18 protein-coding genes are annotated in these 19,467 nt (G+C 61.4%); 8 read left to right on the top strand and 10 right to left on the bottom strand.

From position 1 onward, the window contains the following. Positions 1-104: 104 nt before the first annotated feature. The 4 genes from ACVWVP_RS05620 to cmoB are packed head-to-tail and all read left to right on the top strand — an operon-like array spanning position 105 to position 2,884. Positions 105-494 carry a protease inhibitor I42 family protein gene (locus tag ACVWVP_RS05620; protein ID WP_178922945.1) on the top strand — a complete coding sequence of 130 codons (390 nt, stop codon included), beginning with the start codon at positions 105-107 and terminating at the stop codon, positions 492-494. 1 nt (position 495) lies between these two features. Further along, positions 496-1,152 (top strand): lysoplasmalogenase, encoded by a 657-nt coding sequence (locus ACVWVP_RS05615; RefSeq protein WP_178922943.1) that lies wholly within the window; start codon positions 496-498, stop codon positions 1,150-1,152. Positions 1,153-1,187: 35 nt separating this feature from the next. Then, positions 1,188-1,931: a carboxy-S-adenosyl-L-methionine synthase CmoA gene (gene cmoA, locus ACVWVP_RS05610; RefSeq protein ID WP_178922941.1), complete on the top strand. Its 744-nt coding sequence runs from the start codon at positions 1,188-1,190 to the stop codon at positions 1,929-1,931. Next, complete coding sequence (gene cmoB / locus ACVWVP_RS05605; protein ID WP_178922939.1) at positions 1,928-2,884, top strand: tRNA 5-methoxyuridine(34)/uridine 5-oxyacetic acid(34) synthase CmoB; 957 nt, start codon at positions 1,928-1,930, stop codon at positions 2,882-2,884. Before cmoA ends, cmoB begins: the two co-directional genes overlap by 4 nt. A gap of 131 nt (positions 2,885-3,015) precedes the next feature. Here the strand turns inward: cmoB and tadA are convergent, their stop codons facing one another. The 10 genes from tadA to lptF form a co-directional block, all read right to left on the bottom strand. Then, the gene (gene tadA / locus ACVWVP_RS05600) at positions 3,016-3,516 is read right to left on the bottom strand and encodes a tRNA adenosine(34) deaminase TadA (RefSeq protein WP_178922937.1); all 501 of its coding nucleotides are present in this window, start codon (positions 3,514-3,516) and stop codon (positions 3,016-3,018) included. Then, on the bottom strand, positions 3,516-4,898 hold the full coding sequence (locus tag ACVWVP_RS05595) for a multicopper oxidase family protein (protein ID WP_457404649.1): 1,383 nt from the start codon (positions 4,896-4,898) through the stop codon (positions 3,516-3,518). Before ACVWVP_RS05595 ends, tadA begins: the two co-directional genes overlap by 1 nt. 266 nt (positions 4,899-5,164) lie before the next feature. Further along, entirely contained in the window at positions 5,165-5,911 is a 747-nt protein-coding gene (gene pdxJ, locus ACVWVP_RS05590) for a pyridoxine 5'-phosphate synthase (protein ID WP_457404648.1), read from the bottom strand. Between the two features lie 51 nt (positions 5,912-5,962). Beyond that, positions 5,963-6,652, bottom strand: a complete 690-nt coding sequence (recO, locus tag ACVWVP_RS05585; RefSeq protein WP_176994929.1) for a DNA repair protein RecO — start codon at positions 6,650-6,652, stop codon at positions 5,963-5,965. A gap of 164 nt (positions 6,653-6,816) precedes the next feature. Then, positions 6,817-7,719 (bottom strand): GTPase Era, encoded by a 903-nt coding sequence (gene era / locus ACVWVP_RS05580; protein WP_016978271.1) that lies wholly within the window; start codon positions 7,717-7,719, stop codon positions 6,817-6,819. Continuing rightward, on the bottom strand, positions 7,712-8,401 hold the full coding sequence (gene rnc, locus ACVWVP_RS05575; protein ID WP_033902449.1) for a ribonuclease III: 690 nt from the start codon (positions 8,399-8,401) through the stop codon (positions 7,712-7,714). The genes era and rnc overlap by 8 nt, the downstream gene beginning before the upstream one ends. A 152-nt stretch (positions 8,402-8,553) precedes the next feature. Next, positions 8,554-9,408: a signal peptidase I gene (gene lepB, locus ACVWVP_RS05570; protein ID WP_176994930.1), complete on the bottom strand. Its 855-nt coding sequence runs from the start codon at positions 9,406-9,408 to the stop codon at positions 8,554-8,556. 5 nt (positions 9,409-9,413) lie between these two features. Continuing rightward, positions 9,414-11,213 (bottom strand): translation elongation factor 4, encoded by a 1,800-nt coding sequence (lepA, locus tag ACVWVP_RS05565; protein ID WP_178922930.1) that lies wholly within the window; start codon positions 11,211-11,213, stop codon positions 9,414-9,416. Positions 11,214-11,364: 151 nt separating this feature from the next. After that, the gene (gene lptG / locus ACVWVP_RS05560) at positions 11,365-12,444 is read right to left on the bottom strand and encodes an LPS export ABC transporter permease LptG (protein WP_259171884.1); all 1,080 of its coding nucleotides are present in this window, start codon (positions 12,442-12,444) and stop codon (positions 11,365-11,367) included. Then, positions 12,437-13,555 (bottom strand): LPS export ABC transporter permease LptF, encoded by a 1,119-nt coding sequence (lptF, locus tag ACVWVP_RS05555; protein WP_178922926.1) that lies wholly within the window; start codon positions 13,553-13,555, stop codon positions 12,437-12,439. Before lptF ends, lptG begins: the two co-directional genes overlap by 8 nt. A gap of 282 nt (positions 13,556-13,837) precedes the next feature. On the opposite strand from lptF, the gene ACVWVP_RS05550 reads away from it, so the two are divergent. The 4 genes from ACVWVP_RS05550 (at position 13,838) to ACVWVP_RS05535 (ending at position 19,376) form a co-directional block, all read left to right on the top strand. Further along, positions 13,838-15,328 carry a leucyl aminopeptidase gene (locus tag ACVWVP_RS05550; protein WP_178922924.1) on the top strand — a complete coding sequence of 497 codons (1,491 nt, stop codon included), beginning with the start codon at positions 13,838-13,840 and terminating at the stop codon, positions 15,326-15,328. 166 nt (positions 15,329-15,494) lie between these two features. After that, positions 15,495-15,923, top strand: a complete 429-nt coding sequence (locus ACVWVP_RS05545; protein WP_060754987.1) for a DNA polymerase III subunit chi — start codon at positions 15,495-15,497, stop codon at positions 15,921-15,923. 7 nt (positions 15,924-15,930) lie between these two features. Beyond that, positions 15,931-16,320: a DNA polymerase III subunit chi gene (locus ACVWVP_RS05540; protein ID WP_176994936.1), complete on the top strand. Its 390-nt coding sequence runs from the start codon at positions 15,931-15,933 to the stop codon at positions 16,318-16,320. Between the two features lie 209 nt (positions 16,321-16,529). Further along, the gene (locus tag ACVWVP_RS05535) at positions 16,530-19,376 is read left to right on the top strand and encodes a valine--tRNA ligase (RefSeq protein WP_457404645.1); all 2,847 of its coding nucleotides are present in this window, start codon (positions 16,530-16,532) and stop codon (positions 19,374-19,376) included. The last annotated feature ends 91 nt before the right edge of the window (positions 19,377-19,467 follow it).

Genomic DNA, 19,467 nt, shown 5'->3' with positions numbered 1-19,467 from the left:
TTGCTCGCGAAAGCGCCAGCCCATTCAACACAAATCTCCCTCTTGTCACACCTTGTCTCATCTTCGGTTATGCTCGCCGTTCGTCGTGAATGAACGGAGCCCCCATGACCGCTGCCCGCCTGCTTCTCCCCCTGAGCCTTGCCCTGCTGGCTGCGTGCGCCAGTGCGCCGAAACAGAACGTCACCGTGGAAGACCAGAGCGCCTGCCCGCTCCAGCTCAAAAACGGGCAAAACTTGATCCTCACCCTGCCCAGCAACCCCACCACCGGCTACCGCTGGGCCATCCAGGATTCCGCCGGGGGCGTACTGCGCGCCTTGAGCCCCGAGGTCTACAGCAGCTCGGAGTCCGGCGTCGTCGGCGGTGGCGGCCAGTCCACCTGGCGCTTCCAGGCGTTTGCCACCGGCCAGGGCCGTTTACGCCTGACCTCCCAACAACCTTGGGAACCGGAAGCCGAACCTGCCGAATCCTTCGACTGCGCCATCACGGTGAACTGATATGCCTTGGCTGATTCTTGCGTTGATGGGCGCCGGTACTTTTATCTACGGCCTGACCACCCATGCAACCTTGCTGTGCTTGCTGGTCAAACCGCTGCCAGTATTGGCGCTGCTCGGTTGGCTGCACGACGCACCGCCCACTGACTATCGACGCTGGATCAGCCTGGGGCTGATTTTTTCCCTGGTGGGCGATGTGTTACTCGCCTGGCCGGGCGACCTGTTTATCTTTGGCCTGGGCGCCTTTCTGTTCGCCCACTTGGCGTACCTCAAGGCTTATTTCAGTGACTGCCGCCGCCTGGCGCTGCTGCCGTTGGTGTTGGCCCTGGCCGTGGGTGCAGTGCTGTTGAGCATCCTGGTTTCCCACGGCCTGGGCGATTTGCTGATACCGGTGGTGGTTTACGCCACCGTGATCACCGCCATGCTCTGGCGTGCGCTGGCGCGCCTGGGCAGCGGCGTGCCAAAGCGCTCGGCGGCCTTGGCGGCAGCGGGCGCGGCGTCGTTTGTGTTTTCCGACACGCTGATTGGGATCAACCGGTTTGTGGTGGCATTCGAGGCTGCGCCCTATTTGCTGATCACCACCTATTGGCTGGGGCAGTGGGGTATCACTGCATCGGCGTTCCATCAGACAACCCGCGCACACGAGGGCCAAGTTGGCTAAAATGCCGGCCTTTCCCCATCAATGCCGGAACAACCGTGAGCAAAGAACCCGATCGCCTATTCGCCCAGCCCCTGACCCAGGTGCCGGACTTCGCCTTTAACGAGGACGTGGTGCGGGTGTTCCCGGACATGATCAAGCGCTCGGTGCCGGGTTATCCGACCATCGTCGAAAACCTCGGGGTGCTCGCCGCCCAATTCGCCCAACCCAACAGCGTGCTCTACGACCTGGGGTCGTCCTTGGGCGCGGTGACCCAAGCCTTGCGCCGCCATGTGCGCACCGACGGTTGCCGGGTGATCGCAGTGGATAACTCGGCGGCGATGGTCGAGCGTTGCCGCGAATACCTCAATGGCCAGGACTCGATGTTCCAGGAGCTGTTGCCGGTTGAGGTGATCGAGGGCGATATCCTCGCGCTGCAGTTCCAGCCGGCCTCGGTGGTGGCGCTGAACTTCACCCTGCAATTCATCGCGCCCGATGAGCGCCTGGCGTTGCTGTCGCGCATTCGTCAGTCATTGCTGCCGGGCGGTGCGCTCATCCTGTCGGAGAAGCTGCGCTTCAATGACCCCGAAGAGCACGCCTTGCTCACCGACCTGCATATCGCGTTCAAACGCGCCAACGGCTACAGCGAACTGGAAATCGCCCAGAAGCGCAGCGCCATCGAAAACGTCATGAAGCCCGACAGCCTCGAAGAACACCGCGAACGCCTGCTGGCGGCCGGGTTCTCGAAAGTCGTGCCGTGGTTCCAGTGTCTTAACTTTGCCTCGTTGATTGCCTTGCCATGATTGATCTGTCCCCCCTTGCCCGCCATTTGGTCGGCACTCCCCTGGCCGTCTGGGCCCAGGGCCTGCAAGCGCAACTCGATAGCAAGATGGAGAAAGGTCATGGCGACCTGGAGCGCTGGCAGAGTGCGCTGGATGCGTTGCCGAAAATCCAGCCCAGTGACGTGGATTTGCTGGGTGGCCTGACCCTCGACACCGACTGCGACGACGACACCCGCGCACAAATGCGCACCGCGCTGATGGGCCTGAGCCCGTGGCGCAAGGGCCCGTTCAACCTGTTCGGCGTGCACGTGGACACCGAATGGCGCTCTGACTGGAAGTGGTCGCGGGTGGCACCGCACTTGAACCTCAAGGGCAAGCGCATCCTCGATGTGGGCTGCGGCAACGGCTACTACATGTGGCGCATGCTCGGCGCCGGTGCCGACAGCGTGATTGGCGTTGATCCGAACTGGTTGTTCTTCTGCCAGTTCCAGGCGGTTCAGCGTTACCTGTCAGAACCCAAGGCCTGGCATTTGCCGTTCCCGTTTGAGGACCTGCCGAGCAATCTGGAAGGCTTCGACACCGTGTTTTCCATGGGCGTGTTCTACCACCGCCGTTCGCCCATCGAGCATCTACTCGCGCTGAAAGACACCTTGGTCAAGGGCGGCGAACTGGTGCTGGAAACCCTGGTGGTGGAAGGTGATCAGCAGCAGGTGCTGGTGCCGGAAGACCGTTATGCGCAGATGCGCAACGTGTGGTTCCTGCCGTCAGTGCCGGCGCTGATGCTGTGGCTGCGCCGTGCGGGCTTCAGTGATGTGCGTTGCGTGGATGTGAGCGTGACGACGGTCGAGGAACAGCGCGGGACGGAGTGGATGAAGTATCAGTCACTGAGTGACTTCCTGGACCCGCAAGATCACAGCAAGACGATCGAAGGGCTGCCGGCGCCGATGCGGGCGGTGATCATCGCCAAGAAATAACCCCACGCCATCTGAATAAATGGAGATCAACGGTGGGAGCTGGCTTGCCTGCGATGGCATCACCTGGGTTTGCCTGACCTACCGAGGTGTCTGCATCGCAGGCAAGCCAGCTCCCACAGGGGTATGCGGTATCAGGTGGCTTGTGGTTTGGCGCGGCGGGCCTTGAAGAATTCGCTGAGTACGGTGCCGCACTCCTCGGCCAGTACGCCACCTTCAAACAGCACCTTATGGTTGAGAAAGCCCTGGGTAAAAAACTGCCCCTGGCTCTGCACGATCCCCGCCTTGGGCTCCAGTGCGCCGTACACCACCCGCGCAATCCGCGAATGCACGATCAGTCCGGCGCACATGCTGCACGGCTCCAGCGTCACATACAGCGTGCTGCCCACCAACCGGTAATTGCTGATGGCTTGCGCGGCGGCGCGGATGGCGACCATCTCGGCATGGGCGCTGGGGTCGTTGCCGCTGATGGGGCAATTGAAGCCCCGGCCGATGATTTCACCGTCCTGCACCAGCACCGCACCCACGGGCACTTCGCCCAGCGCGGCGCCTTGGGCGGCGAGGGCCAAGGCTTCGCGCATGAAGTCCTGGTCGCGGCTGCGGTCGATGATGGCGGCGGGGCGAAACTGGCGCATCACGCCACCTCGATGGCGGCCATCAGGCCGGTTTCCATGTGGTCGATCACGTGGCAGTGGAACATCCACACCCCCGGGTTATCCGCCACCAAGGCCACGCGGGCACGTTCGTTCTTGCCCAGCAGGTAGGTGTCGGTGAAATACGGGATCACCCTGTGGCGGTTCGAGGCGATCACCTTGAAGCTCATGCCGTGCAAGTGGATCGGGTGTTGGTACTGGGTCATGTTCTTCAATTCGAAAATGTAGCTCTTGCCCTTCACCAGCTTGGCAATCGGGCGGTCGGCGCAGGTCTTGTCGGTGATGTCCCAGGCCTTGCCGTTGATTTGCCACAGGCTGGGCGGCTTGCCGTTGTCGGTATCGACCGACACCGAGCCCACCCATTCGAAATTGAAGTTGAGTTTCTCGGCATTGGCCAGGTCGGGCTCGGCAATCGGGTTGGCGGGCAACGCGGGTGGCCATTCGGTAGGCGCATCGGCATTGGCCACCGACCGGAAGGTGCCCAGGCGCACCGGGCCGTTGCGGATCGACAGTTCCTCGCCGGCCGCCGGCGCCTTGATCGCCAGGCAGATGCGCATGCCGGGGCCGAGCCAGTATTCCTTGCCCAGTGGGCGCGGCTCGATGGGGTTGCCGTCCAGCGCGTAGATCTGCGCTTCGACATCCGGAATGTTGATGCGATAGGTCAGGGTGTTGTCGAGGTTGAGCAGGCGTACGCGGGTGATCTGCCCGGCCGGCAAGTCGATGACCGCCTGGGACACACCATTGATGGTCGACAAGCGCCCGGCCGTGCCGCCGCGTGCTGCCTCACGGGGCACGCTGAACGCGACGAAGGCGCCCTCCTCGTCCACGTGCCAGCTTTTCAGGCTCAGGGTGCGTTCGTGCTTGAAACCGGTGGGTTCGCGCTCTTCGATGATCAGCGGGCCGACCAGGCCACGGCCGAGTTCTTCGCTGCTGTTCACGTGGGGGTGATACCAGTAGCTGCCCGCGTCGGGCACGCGGAACTTGTAGTCGAAGTATTCACCGGGCAATACCGGCAATTGGGAGACGTAGGGCACGCCGTCCATTTCCAGCGGCAGGCGGATGCCGTGCCAGTGGATGGTGGTGGCGACCGGCAGGTGGTTGATGAAACGCACCCGCAACCATTCGCCCTGGCGCACACGCAACTCGGTGCCAGGCGCCGATGGGCCGAACGCCCAGGCCTGGGTCTTGTGCCCAGGCACCAGCTCCACATCCAGAGGCGCGGCGATCAGTTCGTAATCGTGGCCCGCCTCGGACTCGGCGACTTTCCCCAGCCAGTAGCGGTAGGCGCCACCGGCACCGACGCCCACGACGGCAAGGCCTGCAAGACCACCCAGGATTTGTCGACGGGAAAAGGATCGGGACACAACAACCTCACGTATCTGCCGCAAGCCAGGGCCTGCAAAGGGCAGATACGATACACCGGCATCGGCTAAACAGTAAGGCTTCGCATTGCCGCATGGCTGAAACGCGGGGGAAAACACCAGAGATCAAAAGATGGAATACGCCTATGTGGGAGCGGGCTTGCTCGCGAATGCAGTGGATCAGCCATACATGAATCGACTGACACACCGTATTCGCGAGCAAGCCCGCTCCCACACAAGCCCATTCCCACAGGAGATTGTGCTGTTAATTAGTGCTTGGCAGCGGCGCCCAGGATCAGCGCCTTCATCTCGGCCACGGCGCCTTTGAAACCGACGAACAGCGCATGAGCCACCAGCGCATGGCCGATGTTCAGTTCGTTGATGCCGTTGATCGCCGCCACCGCTTCGACGTTGTGGTAATGCAGGCCATGGCCGGCGTTGACGATCAGGCCTTCCTTGAGACCGCAGCTCACACCATCAATGATGCGTTGCAGCTCGTCCGCCACTTCGGTGGGCGTGGTGGCATCGGCGTAACGGCCGGTGTGCAGTTCGATGGCCGGCGCGCCGACACGGCGGGAGGCTTCGATCTGGCGCTCGTCGGCGTCGATGAACAGCGAGACTTCGCTGCCCAGCTTCGACAGGCGCTCAACAGCCGCCTTGATCCGCGCCTCTTGGCCGGCCACGTCGAGGCCGCCTTCGGTGGTCAGTTCCTGGCGGGTTTCGGGCACCAGGCAGATGTGCGCTGGGCGGATGCGTTCGGCGAACTGCATCATCTCTTCGGTCACACCCATCTCGAAGTTCATGCGGGTTTGCAGCACATCCTTGAGCACCAGCACATCGCGCTCCTGGATGTGGCGGCGGTCTTCGCGCAGGTGCACGGTGATGCCGTCGGCGCCCGCTTCTTCGGCGTCCAGCGCGGCCTTGACCGGGTCGGGGTAACGGGTGCCCCGGGCCTGGCGCAGGGTGGCGACGTGGTCGATGTTGACGCCAAGAAGAATGCGATTGCTGGTGGTCACGGAAGCGCTCCTGAAAAGGGAAAGAAACGCCGCACAGCATACACGGGGTTGTCAGGGCTTTCGAAACAACTCGCGACTGACCAGCGGCCGTCCGCCCAAGTGCACGGCCAGGGCCTGGCGCATCAGGCGCTTGGCGGCGGACAAGGCACCGGGGGCGGTCCAGTCGGCTTCGCTCATGGCCAGCAACTCGGTGCCCTGGAACAGGCCGGGTTGTAGCAGGTACACCCGCTCCAAGCCCGCGTCGACTTGCAGGCGATACATGCCATCGGCGGCGATGGGCTCGCCGTGCAGGTCGTTGGCCAGTTCAAAGCCGTAGCCCAGGTCGTCGAGCAAGCGCCATTCGAAAGCGCGCAGCAGCGGCTCCAAAGGGCGACCTTCGGCCAGGGCCAGCAGGGTGGCAGCGTAGTGATCGAACACGGCCGGGTGCGGGTCTTCGGCCGGCAGCAGGCGAATCAGCAGTTCGTTGAGGTACAGGCCGCTGAACAGCGCCTCGCCATTGAGCCAAGCGGAAGTGCCGACGCTTTCCATGCGGCCGACGTTTTTCAATTCGCCCTTGCCGCGAAACTCCACGTCCAGCGCCACGAAAGGCCGCGCCAATGTGCCCGCCTTGCCCCGTGCGCTGCGCAACACCGCGCGCAGGCGGCCTTGGGGCGTCAGGAAATCCACCAGGGCGCTGGTCTCGCGGTAGGCGCGGCTGTGCAGGACGTAGGCGGGTTGGCTGGGGGGTGGGGATTGGGACATTAGGTTCTCGCTGACAAGCACGGTCTTGAAAACTGCGACTATCCAATGTGGGAGCGGGCTTGCTCGCGAAAGCGGAGTGTCAGTCGATACATTCATCACTGATAAACCGTATTCGCGAGCAAGCCCGCTCCCACATTTTGACTTGCGGCGTTACCGAAGGGCGCTTACAGGTCGCCGTAGCCCAGGGATCGCAGTGCGCGCTCGTCGTCCGACCAGCCGCCTTTCACCTTCACCCACAGGTTGAGCATGATCTTGGAGTCGAACAGCAGCTCCATGTCCTTGCGCGCCTCGGTGCCGATGCGCTTGATGCGCTCGCCCTTGTCGCCAATGATGATTTTCTTCTGGCCATCGCGCTCGACGAGGATCAGCGCATGGATGTGCAAGGTCTTGCCCTGCTGCTTGAACTCTTCGATCTCGACGGTGATCTGGTACGGCAGCTCGGCACCCATCTGGCGCATGATTTTCTCGCGCACCAGTTCGGCGGCGAGGAAACGGCTGCTGCGGTCGGTGATCTGGTCTTCCGGGAAGAAGTGCTCGTTCTCCGGCAGGTGCTCGGCGATCACGCGCTCCAGGGCATCCAGGTTGTGGCCGTGCTGGGCCGAGATCGGGATGATCTGGGCGTTCGGCAGTTGTTCCTGCAGCCAGCTCAGGTGGGGCATCAGCTCGGCTTTGTCTTCGATACGGTCGGTCTTGTTCAGCGCGACGATCAGCGGGCCGGTGACGTACTGCACGCGCTCCAGGACCATCTGGTCTTCATCGGTCCACTTGGTGCGGTCGACCACGAAGATCACCACGTCGACGTCTTTCAACGCCGCCGAAGCGGTCTTGTTCATGTAGCGGTTGAGGGCTTTCTCGCCGCCTTTGTGCATGCCCGGGGTGTCGACGTAGACCGCTTGCACGTTGCCTTCGGTCTTGATGCCCAGCATGTTGTGGCGGGTGGTCTGGGGCTTGCGCGAAGTGATCGCGAGCTTCTGGCCGAGGATGTGGTTGAGCAACGTGGACTTGCCCACGTTCGGGCGGCCGACGATGGCAACATAGCCACAGCGTGTTGCGGTTGAATCAGTCATGGCCATTCTCCACGCCCAGGGCAATCAGTGCTGCTGCGGCCGCTACCTGTTCGGCAATACGACGGCTCACACCCTGACCTCGGCTTTTTTCGTTCAGTAAGGTGATTTCACATTCCACGAAGAACACGCGGCAATGGGGTTCACCCTGGATATCCACCACTTCATAGCGTGGCAGTTCGCAACCACGGGACTGCAGGAATTCCTGCAGGCGGGTCTTGGGGTCTTTGTTGGTGTCGACCAGCGTGAGGCTTTCGATCTCGGAGGTCAGCCAGGCGGTGACCCGCTCCTTGGCCGCTTCCATGCCTGCGTCCAGGTAGATCGCACCGATCAGCGCTTCGAGGGCATCGGCCAGGATCGACTCGCGACGGAAACCGCCGCTCTTCAATTCGCCGGAGCCCAGGCGCAGGTACTCGCCCAGGCCGAAGCCACGGGCCAGCACAGCCAGGGTTTCGCCCTTCACCAGGCGCGCGCGCAGGCGCGACAGCTGGCCTTCACGGGCTTGGGGGAAACGCTCGAACAGCGCTTCACCGGCGACGAAATTGAGGATGGCATCACCGAGGAATTCCAGGCGCTCGTTATTACGCCCGGCAAAACTGCGGTGTGTGAGGGCAAGGACCATCAATTCCTGGTCCTTGAAGGTGTAGCCGAGCTGGCGCTCGAGACGACTTAGGGAAACGGTCACGGTTTATCCATATCTAGTTGGTGGCACCGGCGGCCATCGACGATTGACGCAGTGTTCAAATTCACATCCTGGTTGGTGCTGCTTGGGGCCGGCTACAAAATTGTCCCAGCCCCAGAAAAGCATTCGGCGCTGTGTTCACAGCGCCGCTTGTATTACTTGATCAGCCCGACCCGCGAGAAGTTCGGCAGGTGGCTGAGCTTGGGTTCCGGCCAGCTCATCCAGACCGCAAAGGCCTTGCCGACGATGTTCTCGTCGGGGACCATGCCCAGCAGGTCCTTGGGAATGTTGGGATCATCCCAGTAGCGGCTGTCGTTGGAGTTGTCGCGGTTGTCGCCCATCATGAAGTAGTGCCCGGCTGGCACTTTCCACTCGCCATCCGGCATCGCGCGGTAGCGGCTCATTTCCTTGCGGATTTCGTGCTCCACCGCACCGAGTTTTTCCAGGTACAGCTCAGCGCTGCCCAGGGTGTTCGGCTCGGCGCCGATCAATTTCTCGGCAACCGACTCGCCATTGACGAACAAGCGCTTGTCGCTGGTGTAGCGGATCACGTCACCCGGCAGGCCCACCACACGCTTGATGTAGTTAACGTTCGGGTCGCTTGGGTAGCGGAACACCATCACATCGCCACGCTGCGGATCACCCACTTGGATGACCTTCTTGTCGATCACCGGCAAACGGATCCCGTAGGAGAACTTGTTCACCAGGATGAAGTCGCCCACGTCCAGGGTCGGCTTCATCGACCCCGAAGGGATCTGGAACGGCTCCACCAGGAACGAACGCAACACCAGCACGATGAACAGCACCGGGAAGAACGACTTGCCGTACTCAACCAGCAGCGGCTCTTTGTTCAGTTTCTCGATCACCACGGCATCGGGCTGGCCGACGCTGCCCTGATAGGACGCGATAGCCGCCCGCCGACGCGGGGCGAAGAACACCAGATCGAGCAACGCCAGGAGACCGCAAACGGCAACGGCGATGACCAGCAACAGCGGGAAATTTAGTGACATAGGACCTAACTATCCAACCTGAGCACCGCAAGGAAGGCTTCTTGTGGAACTTCCACGTTGCCTACTTGCTTCATGCGTTTTTTACCGGCCTTTTGCTTCTCAAGCAGCTTGCGCTTACGGCTTACGTCACCGCCGTAGCATTTGGCCAGTACGTTCTTTCTGAGAGCCTTGACGGAGGTCCGTGCAATGATCTGCCCGCCAATGGCGGCCTGGATCGCGACGTCGAACATCTGGCGCGGAATCAGTTCTTTCATCTTCTCGGTCAACTGGCGACCTTTGTAGTGCGCGTTGTCCTTGTGCACGATCAGCGCCAGGGCATCGACCTTGTCGCCATTGATCAGCACGTCCAGTTTCACCAGATTAGCCGATTGGTACCGGTCGAAATGGTAATCCAGCGAAGCATAGCCGCGACTGGTGGACTTGAGGCGGTCGAAGAAGTCCAGGACCACTTCGTTCATCGGCATGTCGTAGGTGACTTGCACCTGGGTACCGAGGAACAGCATGTCGCGTTGTACGCCACGCTTTTCGATGCACAGGGTGATGACGTTGCCCAGGTGCTCCTGCGGCACCAGGATATTGGCCCGCACGATAGGCTCGCGCATGTCGTCGATGGCCGAGAGATCCGGGAGCTTGGACGGGTTGTCGACGTAAATCGTTTCACCAGTTTTCAGCAACAGCTCGAAAATAACCGTTGGCGCGGTGGTGATCAGGTCCAGGTCGTATTCGCGCTCGAGGCGCTCCTGGATGATTTCCATGTGCAGCATGCCCAGGAAACCGCAGCGGAAGCCGAAGCCCAGGGCGTCGGAGCTTTCCGGGGTGTACTGCAACGACGAGTCGTTGAGGGTCAGCTTTTGCAGGGCTTCGCGGAAATCTTCGAAGTCATCGGAGCTGACCGGAAACAGGCCGGCGTAGACCTGTGGCTGGATGCGCTTGAAACCTGGCAGCACGTCGACGTCGGGCGTGGAGCTCAAGGTCAGGGTGTCACCCACCGGTGCACCGTGAATGTCCTTGATGCCGGCGATGATGAAGCCTACTTCACCGGCTTTCAGATCAACGGTAGCGGTGTGCTTGGGGTTGAACACACCGACGCTGTCCACCAGGTGGATCTTGCCGGTGGATTTCACCAGGATCTTGTCGCCCTTCTTCACACGGCCGTGGCGCACGCGTACCAGGGAGACAACGCCCAGGTAGTTGTCGAACCAGGAGTCGATGATCAACGCTTGCAGCGGATCGTCGTAGTTGCCGGTGGGCGCAGGAATGGTGTGCACCAGGCGTTCGAGCACTTCGTCGACACCCAGGCCGGTCTTGGCGCTGCAGGTGACGGCGTCGGTGGCGTCGATGCCGATGATCTTCTCGATCTCTTCCTTGACGCGCTCGGGCTCGGCCTGTGGCAGGTCGATCTTGTTCAGCACGGGCATGACTTCCAGGCCCTGCTCGATCGCGGTGTAGCAGTTGGCAACCGATTGCGCTTCAACGCCCTGGCCTGCGTCAACCACCAGCAAGGCACCTTCACAGGCCGCCAGGGAACGGCTGACTTCGTAGGTGAAGTCGACGTGGCCCGGGGTATCAATGAAGTTCAGCTGGTAGGTGATGCCGTCTTTGGCTTTGTAGTACAGCGTAACGCTGTGGGCCTTGATGGTGATCCCGCGCTCGCGTTCGAGGTCCATGGAATCCAGTACCTGGGCTTCCATTTCACGCTCGGCAAGGCCGCCGCACATCTGGATGAATCGATCGGCCAGCGTCGACTTGCCATGGTCAATGTGGGCGATGATGGAGAAATTGCGGATATGACTCAAATCACTCACGGATCAACACTCAAAAAGGCTGCAGGCAGATTGCCCGCTGAAAAATAGCCGGGAATTGTACCTGATGCTCTGGCCAGACGTCATCTTTGCTGACCAGAACAAAAATGCCCCGGTCTCTCGACTGGGGCATTTTTTGAACATAAGCGCGGTATCAACCGGCCCGGCGCAACAACCAGAACCCGGCCAGGGCGCAAATAGTGGTGGGCACCAGCACCGCAAACAGCGGCGAGAAGCCAAACACCAGGCTCGAGGGGCCGAGCAGGTCCTGGGCAATGCGGAAGGTGAAACCTACCAGCACGCCGGTGAACACACGCTGCCCCAGGGTCACGGAGCGCAGCGGGCCGAAGATGAACGAGATGGCCATCAACACCAGCGCAGCGGTTACCACCGGCTGCAAGACTTTTACCCAGAATGCCAGCCAGTAGCGGCCGTTGTTCAGGCCCTGGTCCTTCAGGTAGTGGATGTACCCCCAAAGCCCGGAGATCGGCAGGCTTTCCGGGATCATCACTACCGTATTCAGAAGTTCCGGCTTAAGCGCGATATCCCACGCCTCGCTCGGCACGCTGATGACTTCGGTGCTGGCCTTGATGCCCTGGCCGATATTGCGGAAGTAAGTGGTGGTGACGTCGGTCAGCTGCCACTTTTGATCACTGTACTGCGCACGCTTGGCGAAGCTGGACGACAACATGTGACGCTCTTTGTCGAAGGTGTAGCGCGTCACACCAATCAACAGGCCGCCCGGTTGCACGGCGTTGATGTGGATGAACTCATCACCCTGGCGGTGCCACAGGCCGTGCTTGGAGCTTTGCGCATCGCCCGAACCCTGTGCCAGGGCTCGGTTGGCCTGGGCTGCAGCTTCGGAGGGCGGTGCCACGTACTCGCCGATCAGCACGCTGCAGGCCATCAGCAGCAGCATGGGTTTCATCACCGCCCAGACGATGCGGCCGATGGAAACACCGGCTGCGCGCATGATGGTCAGTTCGCTGCTGCTGGCCAGGCTGCCCAGACCGATCAGGCAACCGATCAACGCGGCCATCGGCATCATGTCGTAGAGGCGACGCGGGGCAGTGAGCGCCACGAAGCCCAGCACGTCCATGACCGTGTAGGTATTGGTGACGTTGCCAACTTCATCAATAAAGGCGAACAACGAAGCCAGGCCGAGGATGATGCCCAATACCGCCAGGATGGCGATCAGTACGCTGCTACCAATGTAGCGATCTAGCTTAGCCACGAGCCAGCTCCTTCAGGCCACGACGGCTCTTCATTTTCAAACGAATAGGCTCCCAGTAGAGCAACCCCAGGCCGATCGCCAGGAAAATCCCGTGCACCCACCACAGGCCCAGGACCGGCGACAGCTTGCCTTTCTCCAGGGAACCACGGGCGGAAATCAGGATGGTGAGGTAGGCCATGTACAGCAGGATCGCCGGCAGCAGCTTGAGGAAACGGCCCTGGCGCGGGTTGACGCGCGACAGCGGCACGGCCATCAGTGTGACAATGAACACCAGCAACGGCAGGGACAGACGCCACTGCAGTTCGGCAATGGAGCGCAGTTCCTGACTGCCGAACAGCGACGAGGTCGGCAGCGCATCGCGGTCGGTCACTTCGTCACTGACATCGGGCTTGGCGAGCATCACGCCATAGGTGTCGTACTTGATTGCACGATAGTCCGCCAGGCCAGGGCTGCCGTCATAGCGGTAGCCATTTTCCAGGATCAGGTAACGGCTGCCGTCAGGGCGTACTTCCTGGCGGCCGGTGTCGGCCACCAGAATGGAAATGCCACGGTCTTTCTGGTTCTGCCCCAGGTTTTTCTGGGAGATGAACACGCCGCCCAGGTTGGCGCGGTCTTCTGTCATGGTTTCCGTGTAGGTCACTCGCGTGCCGTCATTGAGCGCCTGGAAACGCCCTGGTTCCAGGGTGTCGAACTCGGTCATGGCGTCCTGCTTGTTCAGCAGCAACTGGAACTGCATGGCCCCTTGAGGCGCCAGGCTCATGCTCAGCCAGGCCACCACCAGCGCAACGCCGGCGGCCGGCACCATGGTCATGGCCAGCAAACGCTGCTGGCTCATGCCGGTGGCGGAAAGCACGGTCATCTCGCTTTCAAGGTACAACCGGCCATAAGCCAGCAAGATGCCGAGAAACAGGCCAAGCGGCAGGATAAGTTGCAGGAAGCCCGGCAGGCGGAAGCCCATGATCAGGAACAACGAGCCCGGATCCAGGGCGCCCGAGGCAGCCTGGGCAAGGAACTTGACGAAACGACCACTCATGGTGATGACCAGCAATACCGCACTCACGGCACTCAGGGTCAACAGGACTTCGCGGGACAGATAACGGAAGACGATCAAACCAGACACTCCAGGGTTGTCAGGCTAAGGCGGCCAAACAAGCAAGCATACCAGTCAGCCCATTTACACGGGCCGGCTAAAAAGATGGCGCATTATCCTGTGATTGGCCGCGCCTGTCACTGCGCAACCTCATGCGCGTACACAAAGCTGCTGGCAAGGGTTGTCAGGCTCCGCTGGCGAGGTTCAAACTGCGGCCTTTGTCGCTGGCGGTTTACACAGCTGCCATGCTTTAAAGCCTGCGTACAAACGCCAGGCTCTCAGACCTTTATAAGGGACCCGAAAATGGAATTGGTTGTAAAAAGCGTTAGCCCCGAAACGTTGAAAACCGCCACCCTCGTGGTCGCTGTCGGCGAAGGCCGCAAACTCGGCGTCGCCGCCAAGCAACTGGATGAACTGAGCGGCGGCGCCATCAGCGCGGTCCTCAAGCGCGGCGACCTGGCCGGCAAAGTGGGCCAGAGCCTGCTGCTGCAAAGCCTGCCCAACCTCAAGGCCGACCGCGTGCTGCTGGTGGGCGTGGGCAAAGATGCCGAACTGGGCGACCGCCCTTTCCGCAAGATCGTCAGCGGCATCCTCACCACCCTCAAAGGCCTGGGCGGCACCGATGCGGCCTTGGCGCTGGATGAAGTGGTGGTCAAAGGCCGTGACAGCTATGGCAAGACCCGCCTGCTGGCTGAAAGCCTGGTGGATGGCGGCTATATCTTCGACCAATTCAAGAGCACCAAGGCCGAACCTCGCGCCCTGAAAAAAATCACCCTGCTGACCATCAAGGCTGCCCAGGCTGAAGTCGAACGCGCCGTGACCCACGCTACCGCCATTGCCAAGGGCATGTCGTTTACCCGGGACCTGGGCAACCTGCCACCGAACATCTGCCACCCCACCTTCCTCGGCGAACAGGCCAAGGCGCTGGGCAAAGAGTTCAAGGGCCTGAAGGTCGAAGTGCTGGACGAGAAGAAGATCAAGGAACTGGGCATGGGCTCGTTCTATGCCGTGGGCCAGGGCAGCGACCAGCCGCCACGCCTGATCGTGATGCAATACAACGGCGGCAAGAAGTCCGAGAAGCCTTACGCCCTGGTCGGCAAAGGCATCACCTTCGACACCGGCGGCATCAGCCTCAAGCCGGGCCTGGGCATGGACGAAATGAAGTACGACATGGGCGGCGCCGCCAGCGTGTTCGGCACCCTGCGTGCCGTGCTGGAGCTCAAGCTGCCGATCAACCTGGTGTGCATCCTGGCCTGCGCTGAGAACATGCCGAGCGGCGGCGCGACCCGTCCGGGCGACATCGTCACCACCCTGAGCGGCCAGACCGTCGAAATCCTCAACACCGACGCCGAAGGCCGTTTGGTGCTCTGCGACGCCCTGACCTACGCCGAGCGCTTCAAGCCGCAGGCCGTGATCGACATCGCCACCCTGACCGGTGCCTGCATCGTGGCCCTGGGTTCCCACACCTCGGGCCTGCTGGGCAACAGCGACGAACTGATCGAGCAACTGCTCAGCGCCGGCAAAGCAGCCGACGACCGCGCCTGGCAACTGCCGCTGTTCGATGAGTACCAGGAACAGCTGGACAGCCCGTTCGCCGACATCGCCAACATCGGCGGCCCGAAAGCCGGCACCATCACCGCAGCCTGCTTCCTGTCGCGCTTCGCCAAGAACTTCAACTGGGCGCACCTGGACATCGCCGGCACGGCCTGGACCAGCGGCGGCAAGGACAAGGGCGCCACTGGCCGTCCGGTTCCCCTGCTGACCCAGTACCTGCTGGATCGCGCCAAGGCCTAACCGCAACACCCTTGTAGGGCCCGGCTTGTTGTGGCGAGGGAGCTTGCTCCCGTTGGACTGCGAAGCAGTCCCCAGCTATTGGGGACGCTTCGCGCACGTTTTCAAAGACGCCATCGCCGGCAAGCCGGGCTCCTACGAGGGGGTATGCGTAAGCCCAGGAAATGTAATGACCCAAGTCGACTTCTATATATTGCCCAGCGCCGACCCGCTTGCGCGCCTGGACTTTGCCTGCAAACTCACCGAAAAAGCCTGGCGCATGGGCCACCGTATCTACCTGCACTGCAGCGATGCCGCCCAACGCGACGAACTGGACGCCCGCCTATGGCGTTTCAAGGGCGAGAGCTTCGTGCCCCACGGCCCCGCCGAGTCCGAACCCGACGGCCTGGTTGTCCTCGGTTTAGGGGACAGTTGCGGCGATCACCATGACCTGCTGGTCAACCTGGACCTGAAAGTGCCGCCCTTTGCCAAGGCGTTTGCCCGGGTGGCCGAAGTAGTGGTGGAAGATCCGGCTATTCGTCAGGCCGCGCGGGAGAGTTTCCGTTTCTACCGTGAACAGGGCTATCCTCTTCAGGATCACCGGCTACAACGACTTTGAGTAAACGATGGACACTCCCAACCCTATAAAAAAAGACGACCACCTGCTGGACGACCTGGAGTCGATCCGTCAGTTGCTCGGTGATGATGACTTGCAACCGCCGCTGTTGACCGAATCGGTCGAAGGCGAGGTACAGATTCCGCTGCTGTTCGACATGGTCGGCGGCAAGCCCGTGACACCCGAACCAGTTGCTGAGGCTCCCGCTGCCGAACCTGCGCCTGCCGCCGCTGAAAAAGCGCCTGACGCCCTGCTGCTGCACCTGGACAACGAACTGCGCGCCGCCGCGCAACTGATCATGCAGGACGTGATCGACGACTTTGCCCCGCATATCGAGGCGGAGATCAAACGCCGGATGGATGCGCGGATGGAGCGATTGCTCAGCCAATACCAGTCCTGAGATGGACAGATCTCCTGTGGGAGCTGGCTTGCCTGCGATAGCGGTGTATCAGGCACTGATGAGTTGACTGACAGATAGCTATCGCAGGCAAGCCAGCTCCCACATTGGTTTGCATCGACCTTCAGGCCGTCTTCAACTCGCCCTCCACGCCCTGCCCCGTTATACTTGCCGGCTTTCCTGAATAAATGCCAACTAGGGTCCCGCCGCGCATGGATAAGACCTACCAGCCGCACGCCATCGAAACTTCCTGGTACAACACCTGGGAATCCGAGAATTATTTCGCCCCGCAAGGCGCGGGCGATTCCTACACCATCATGATTCCGCCACCGAACGTCACTGGCAGCCTGCACATGGGCCATGGCTTCAACAATGCGATCATGGATGCGTTGATCCGTTTCCGCCGCATGCAGGGCCGCAACACCCTGTGGCAGCCAGGCACCGACCACGCCGGTATTGCCACCCAGATGCTGGTGGAACGCCAACTCGAAGCCACCGGCCAGAGCCGCCACGACCTGGGTCGCGAAAAATTCCTGGAAAAGATCTGGGAATGGAAAGACCAGTCCGGCGGCAACATCAGCCGTCAGATCCGTCGCCTGGGTTCGTCCGTCGACTGGAGCCGCGAGCGCTTCACCATGGACGACGGCCTGTCCGAAGCCGTAAAAGAAGCCTTCGTGCGCCTGCATGAAGACGGCCTGATCTACCGCGGCAAGCGTCTGGTGAACTGGGACACCAAGTTGCACACGGCAATTTCCGATCTCGAAGTGGAAAACCACGACGAGAAGGGTTTCCTGTGGAACCTCAAGTACCCGCTGGCCGACGGCGCCAAGACCGCTGAAGGCAATGATTACCTGATCGTCGCCACCACCCGTCCGGAAACCATGCTCGGCGACGCCGCCGTCGCGGTTAACCCGAACGACGAGCGCTACCAGGCGCTGATTGGCAAGTTCGTCGAGCTGCCCTTGGTTGGCCGCCGCATCCCGATCATCGCGGACGACTACTGCGACCCTGAATTCGGCACCGGCTGTGTGAAAATCACCCCGGCCCACGATTTCAACGACTACGAAGTCGGCAAGCGCCACAACCTGCCGCTGCTGAACATCTTCGATAAAAACGCCGCCGTATTGCCGGCCTGCCAGGTCTTCAACCTGGACGGCACGCTGAACGAGAGCATCGACGGCAAGATCCCGGCCGAATACGCCGGCCTCGACCGTTTCGAAGCACGCAAGCAGATCGTCGCGGCCTTTGATGCTGCCGGCCTGCTGGTGAGCGTGGACGACCACGGCCTGAAAGTGCCGAAGGGCGACCGTTCCGGTACCGTGATCGAGCCGTGGCTGACCGACCAGTGGTACGTGTCCACCAAGCCGTTGGCAGAACCTGCCATCGCCGCCGTGGAAGACGGCCGCATCCAGTTCGTGCCCAAGCAGTACGAAAACATGTACTTCTCGTGGATGCGTGACATCCAGGACTGGTGCATCAGCCGTCAACTGTGGTGGGGCCACCGCATTCCGGCCTGGTACGACGAGTCGGGCAAGGTCTATGTAGGCCGCGACGAAGCCGAAGTGCGCGCCAAGCACAACCTCGGTGCCGACGTTGCGCTGCAGCAGGACAACGACGTACTGGACACCTGGTTCAGCTCGGGCCTGTGGACGTTCTCCACCCTGGGTTGGCCGCAGCAGACCGAATTCCTCAAGAAATTCCACTCCACCGACGTACTGGTCACCGGCTTCGACATCATTTTCTTCTGGGTTGCCCGGATGATCATGCTGACCATGCACTTGGTGAAGAACGAAGATGGGACCCCGCAGGTTCCGTTCAAGACCGTGTACGTGCACGGCCTGGTGCGGGATGGCCAGGGCCAGAAGATGTCCAAGTCCAAGGGCAACGTACTGGACCCGCTGGACATCATCGACGGCATCGACCTGGAAACCCTGGTGCAAAAACGCACCTCGGGCCTGATGCAGCCGAAACTGGCGAAGAAGATCGAGAAGCAGACCCGCGACGAGTTCGCCGACGGCATCGCCAGCTACGGCACCGACGCCCTGCGCTTCACCTTCTGCTCGCTGGCGTCCACCGGTCGTGACATCAAGTTCGACATGGGCCGCGTCGAAGGCTATCGCAACTTCTGCAACAAGATCTGGAACGCGGCGCGCTATGTGCTGGACAAGGGCGAAGACTGCGGCCAGAACGGCGAAGCCGTCGAACTGAGCCTGGCGGATCGCTGGATCATCTCGCAGCTGCAACGCACCGAAGCCGAAGTGACCCGCCAGCTCGACCAGTTCCGTTTCGACCTGGCCGCACAGGCCCTGTACGAGTTCATCTGGAACCAGTATTGCGACTGGTACCTGGAACTGTCCAAGCCGGTGCTGTGGGACGAGAACGCGCCGATCGAACGCCAACGCGGCACTCGCCGCACCCTGGTACGCGTATTAGAAGTGGCGCTGCGTTTGGCACACCCGTTCATGCCGTTCATCACCGAAGAAATCTGGCAGCGCCTCGCGCCGCTGGCCGGTATCGAAGGCAAGACCATCATGCTGCAGCCTTGGCCAGTGGCCAACGAAGCACGTATCGATGAGGCGGCCGAAAGCGATATCGAATGGCTCAAGACCCTGATGCTCGGCACGCGCAACATCCGCGCCGAGATGAACATCGGCCCGGGCAAGCCCCTGGCGGTGTTCGTGAAGAACGCCAGTGCTGAAGATCAGCGTCGTCTCACCGAGAACGATGCTCTGCTCAAGAAGTTGGCGAAGCTCGAATCCATCACAGTATTGGCCGCTGATGCCGAAGCGCCGTTGTCTGCTACCGCACTGGTTGGCGACATGGAAGTGCTGGTGCCGATGGCCGGCCTGATCGACAAGGGTGCGGAACTGGCCCGTCTCGACAAGGAAATCGCGCGCCTGCAAGGCGAAGTGCAACGGGTGGGCGGCAAGCTGTCCAACGCGGCATTTGTCGACAAGGCACCGGCAGAAGTGATCGAGAAAGAACGCGCCAAACTGGCCGAGGCTGAACAGGCCCTGGGCAAGCTGGCGGAGCAACATGCGCGGATTTCCAGCCTGTAAGCTGAAACCTGTGTAAAAAAAGAGACCTTCGGGTCTCTTTTTTTATGCCTTGCCCCCCCCTCTCCATCTGAACACCCTCGATCAATGTGGG

This window comes from Pseudomonas sp. TE24901 (assembly GCF_054058375.1).
This window is presented reverse-complemented; position numbering and strand designations above follow the sequence as displayed.

Bases quoted from the DNA above. Each gene is read 5' to 3' on its own strand.
- cmoB (WP_178922939.1), top strand. From the start codon at position 1,928: ATGATTGATCTGTCCCCCCTTGCCCGCCATTTGGTCGGCACTCCCCTG.
- lepB (WP_176994930.1), bottom strand. From the start codon at position 9,408: ATGTCACTAAATTTCCCGCTGTTGCTGGTCATCGCCGTTGCCGTTTGC.
- ACVWVP_RS05615 (WP_178922943.1), top strand. From the start codon at position 496: ATGCCTTGGCTGATTCTTGCGTTGATGGGCGCCGGTACTTTTATCTAC.
- ACVWVP_RS05620 (WP_178922945.1), top strand. From the start codon at position 105: ATGACCGCTGCCCGCCTGCTTCTCCCCCTGAGCCTTGCCCTGCTGGCT.
- era (WP_016978271.1), bottom strand. From the start codon at position 7,719: ATGACTGATTCAACCGCAACACGCTGTGGCTATGTTGCCATCGTCGGC.
- ACVWVP_RS05540 (WP_176994936.1), top strand. From the start codon at position 15,931: ATGGACACTCCCAACCCTATAAAAAAAGACGACCACCTGCTGGACGAC.
- tadA (WP_178922937.1), bottom strand. From the start codon at position 3,516: ATGCGCCAGTTTCGCCCCGCCGCCATCATCGACCGCAGCCGCGACCAG.
- ACVWVP_RS05550 (WP_178922924.1), top strand. From the start codon at position 13,838: ATGGAATTGGTTGTAAAAAGCGTTAGCCCCGAAACGTTGAAAACCGCC.
- ACVWVP_RS05535 (WP_457404645.1), top strand. From the start codon at position 16,530: ATGGATAAGACCTACCAGCCGCACGCCATCGAAACTTCCTGGTACAAC.
- recO (WP_176994929.1), bottom strand. From the start codon at position 6,652: ATGTCCCAATCCCCACCCCCCAGCCAACCCGCCTACGTCCTGCACAGC.
- ACVWVP_RS05545 (WP_060754987.1), top strand. From the start codon at position 15,495: ATGACCCAAGTCGACTTCTATATATTGCCCAGCGCCGACCCGCTTGCG.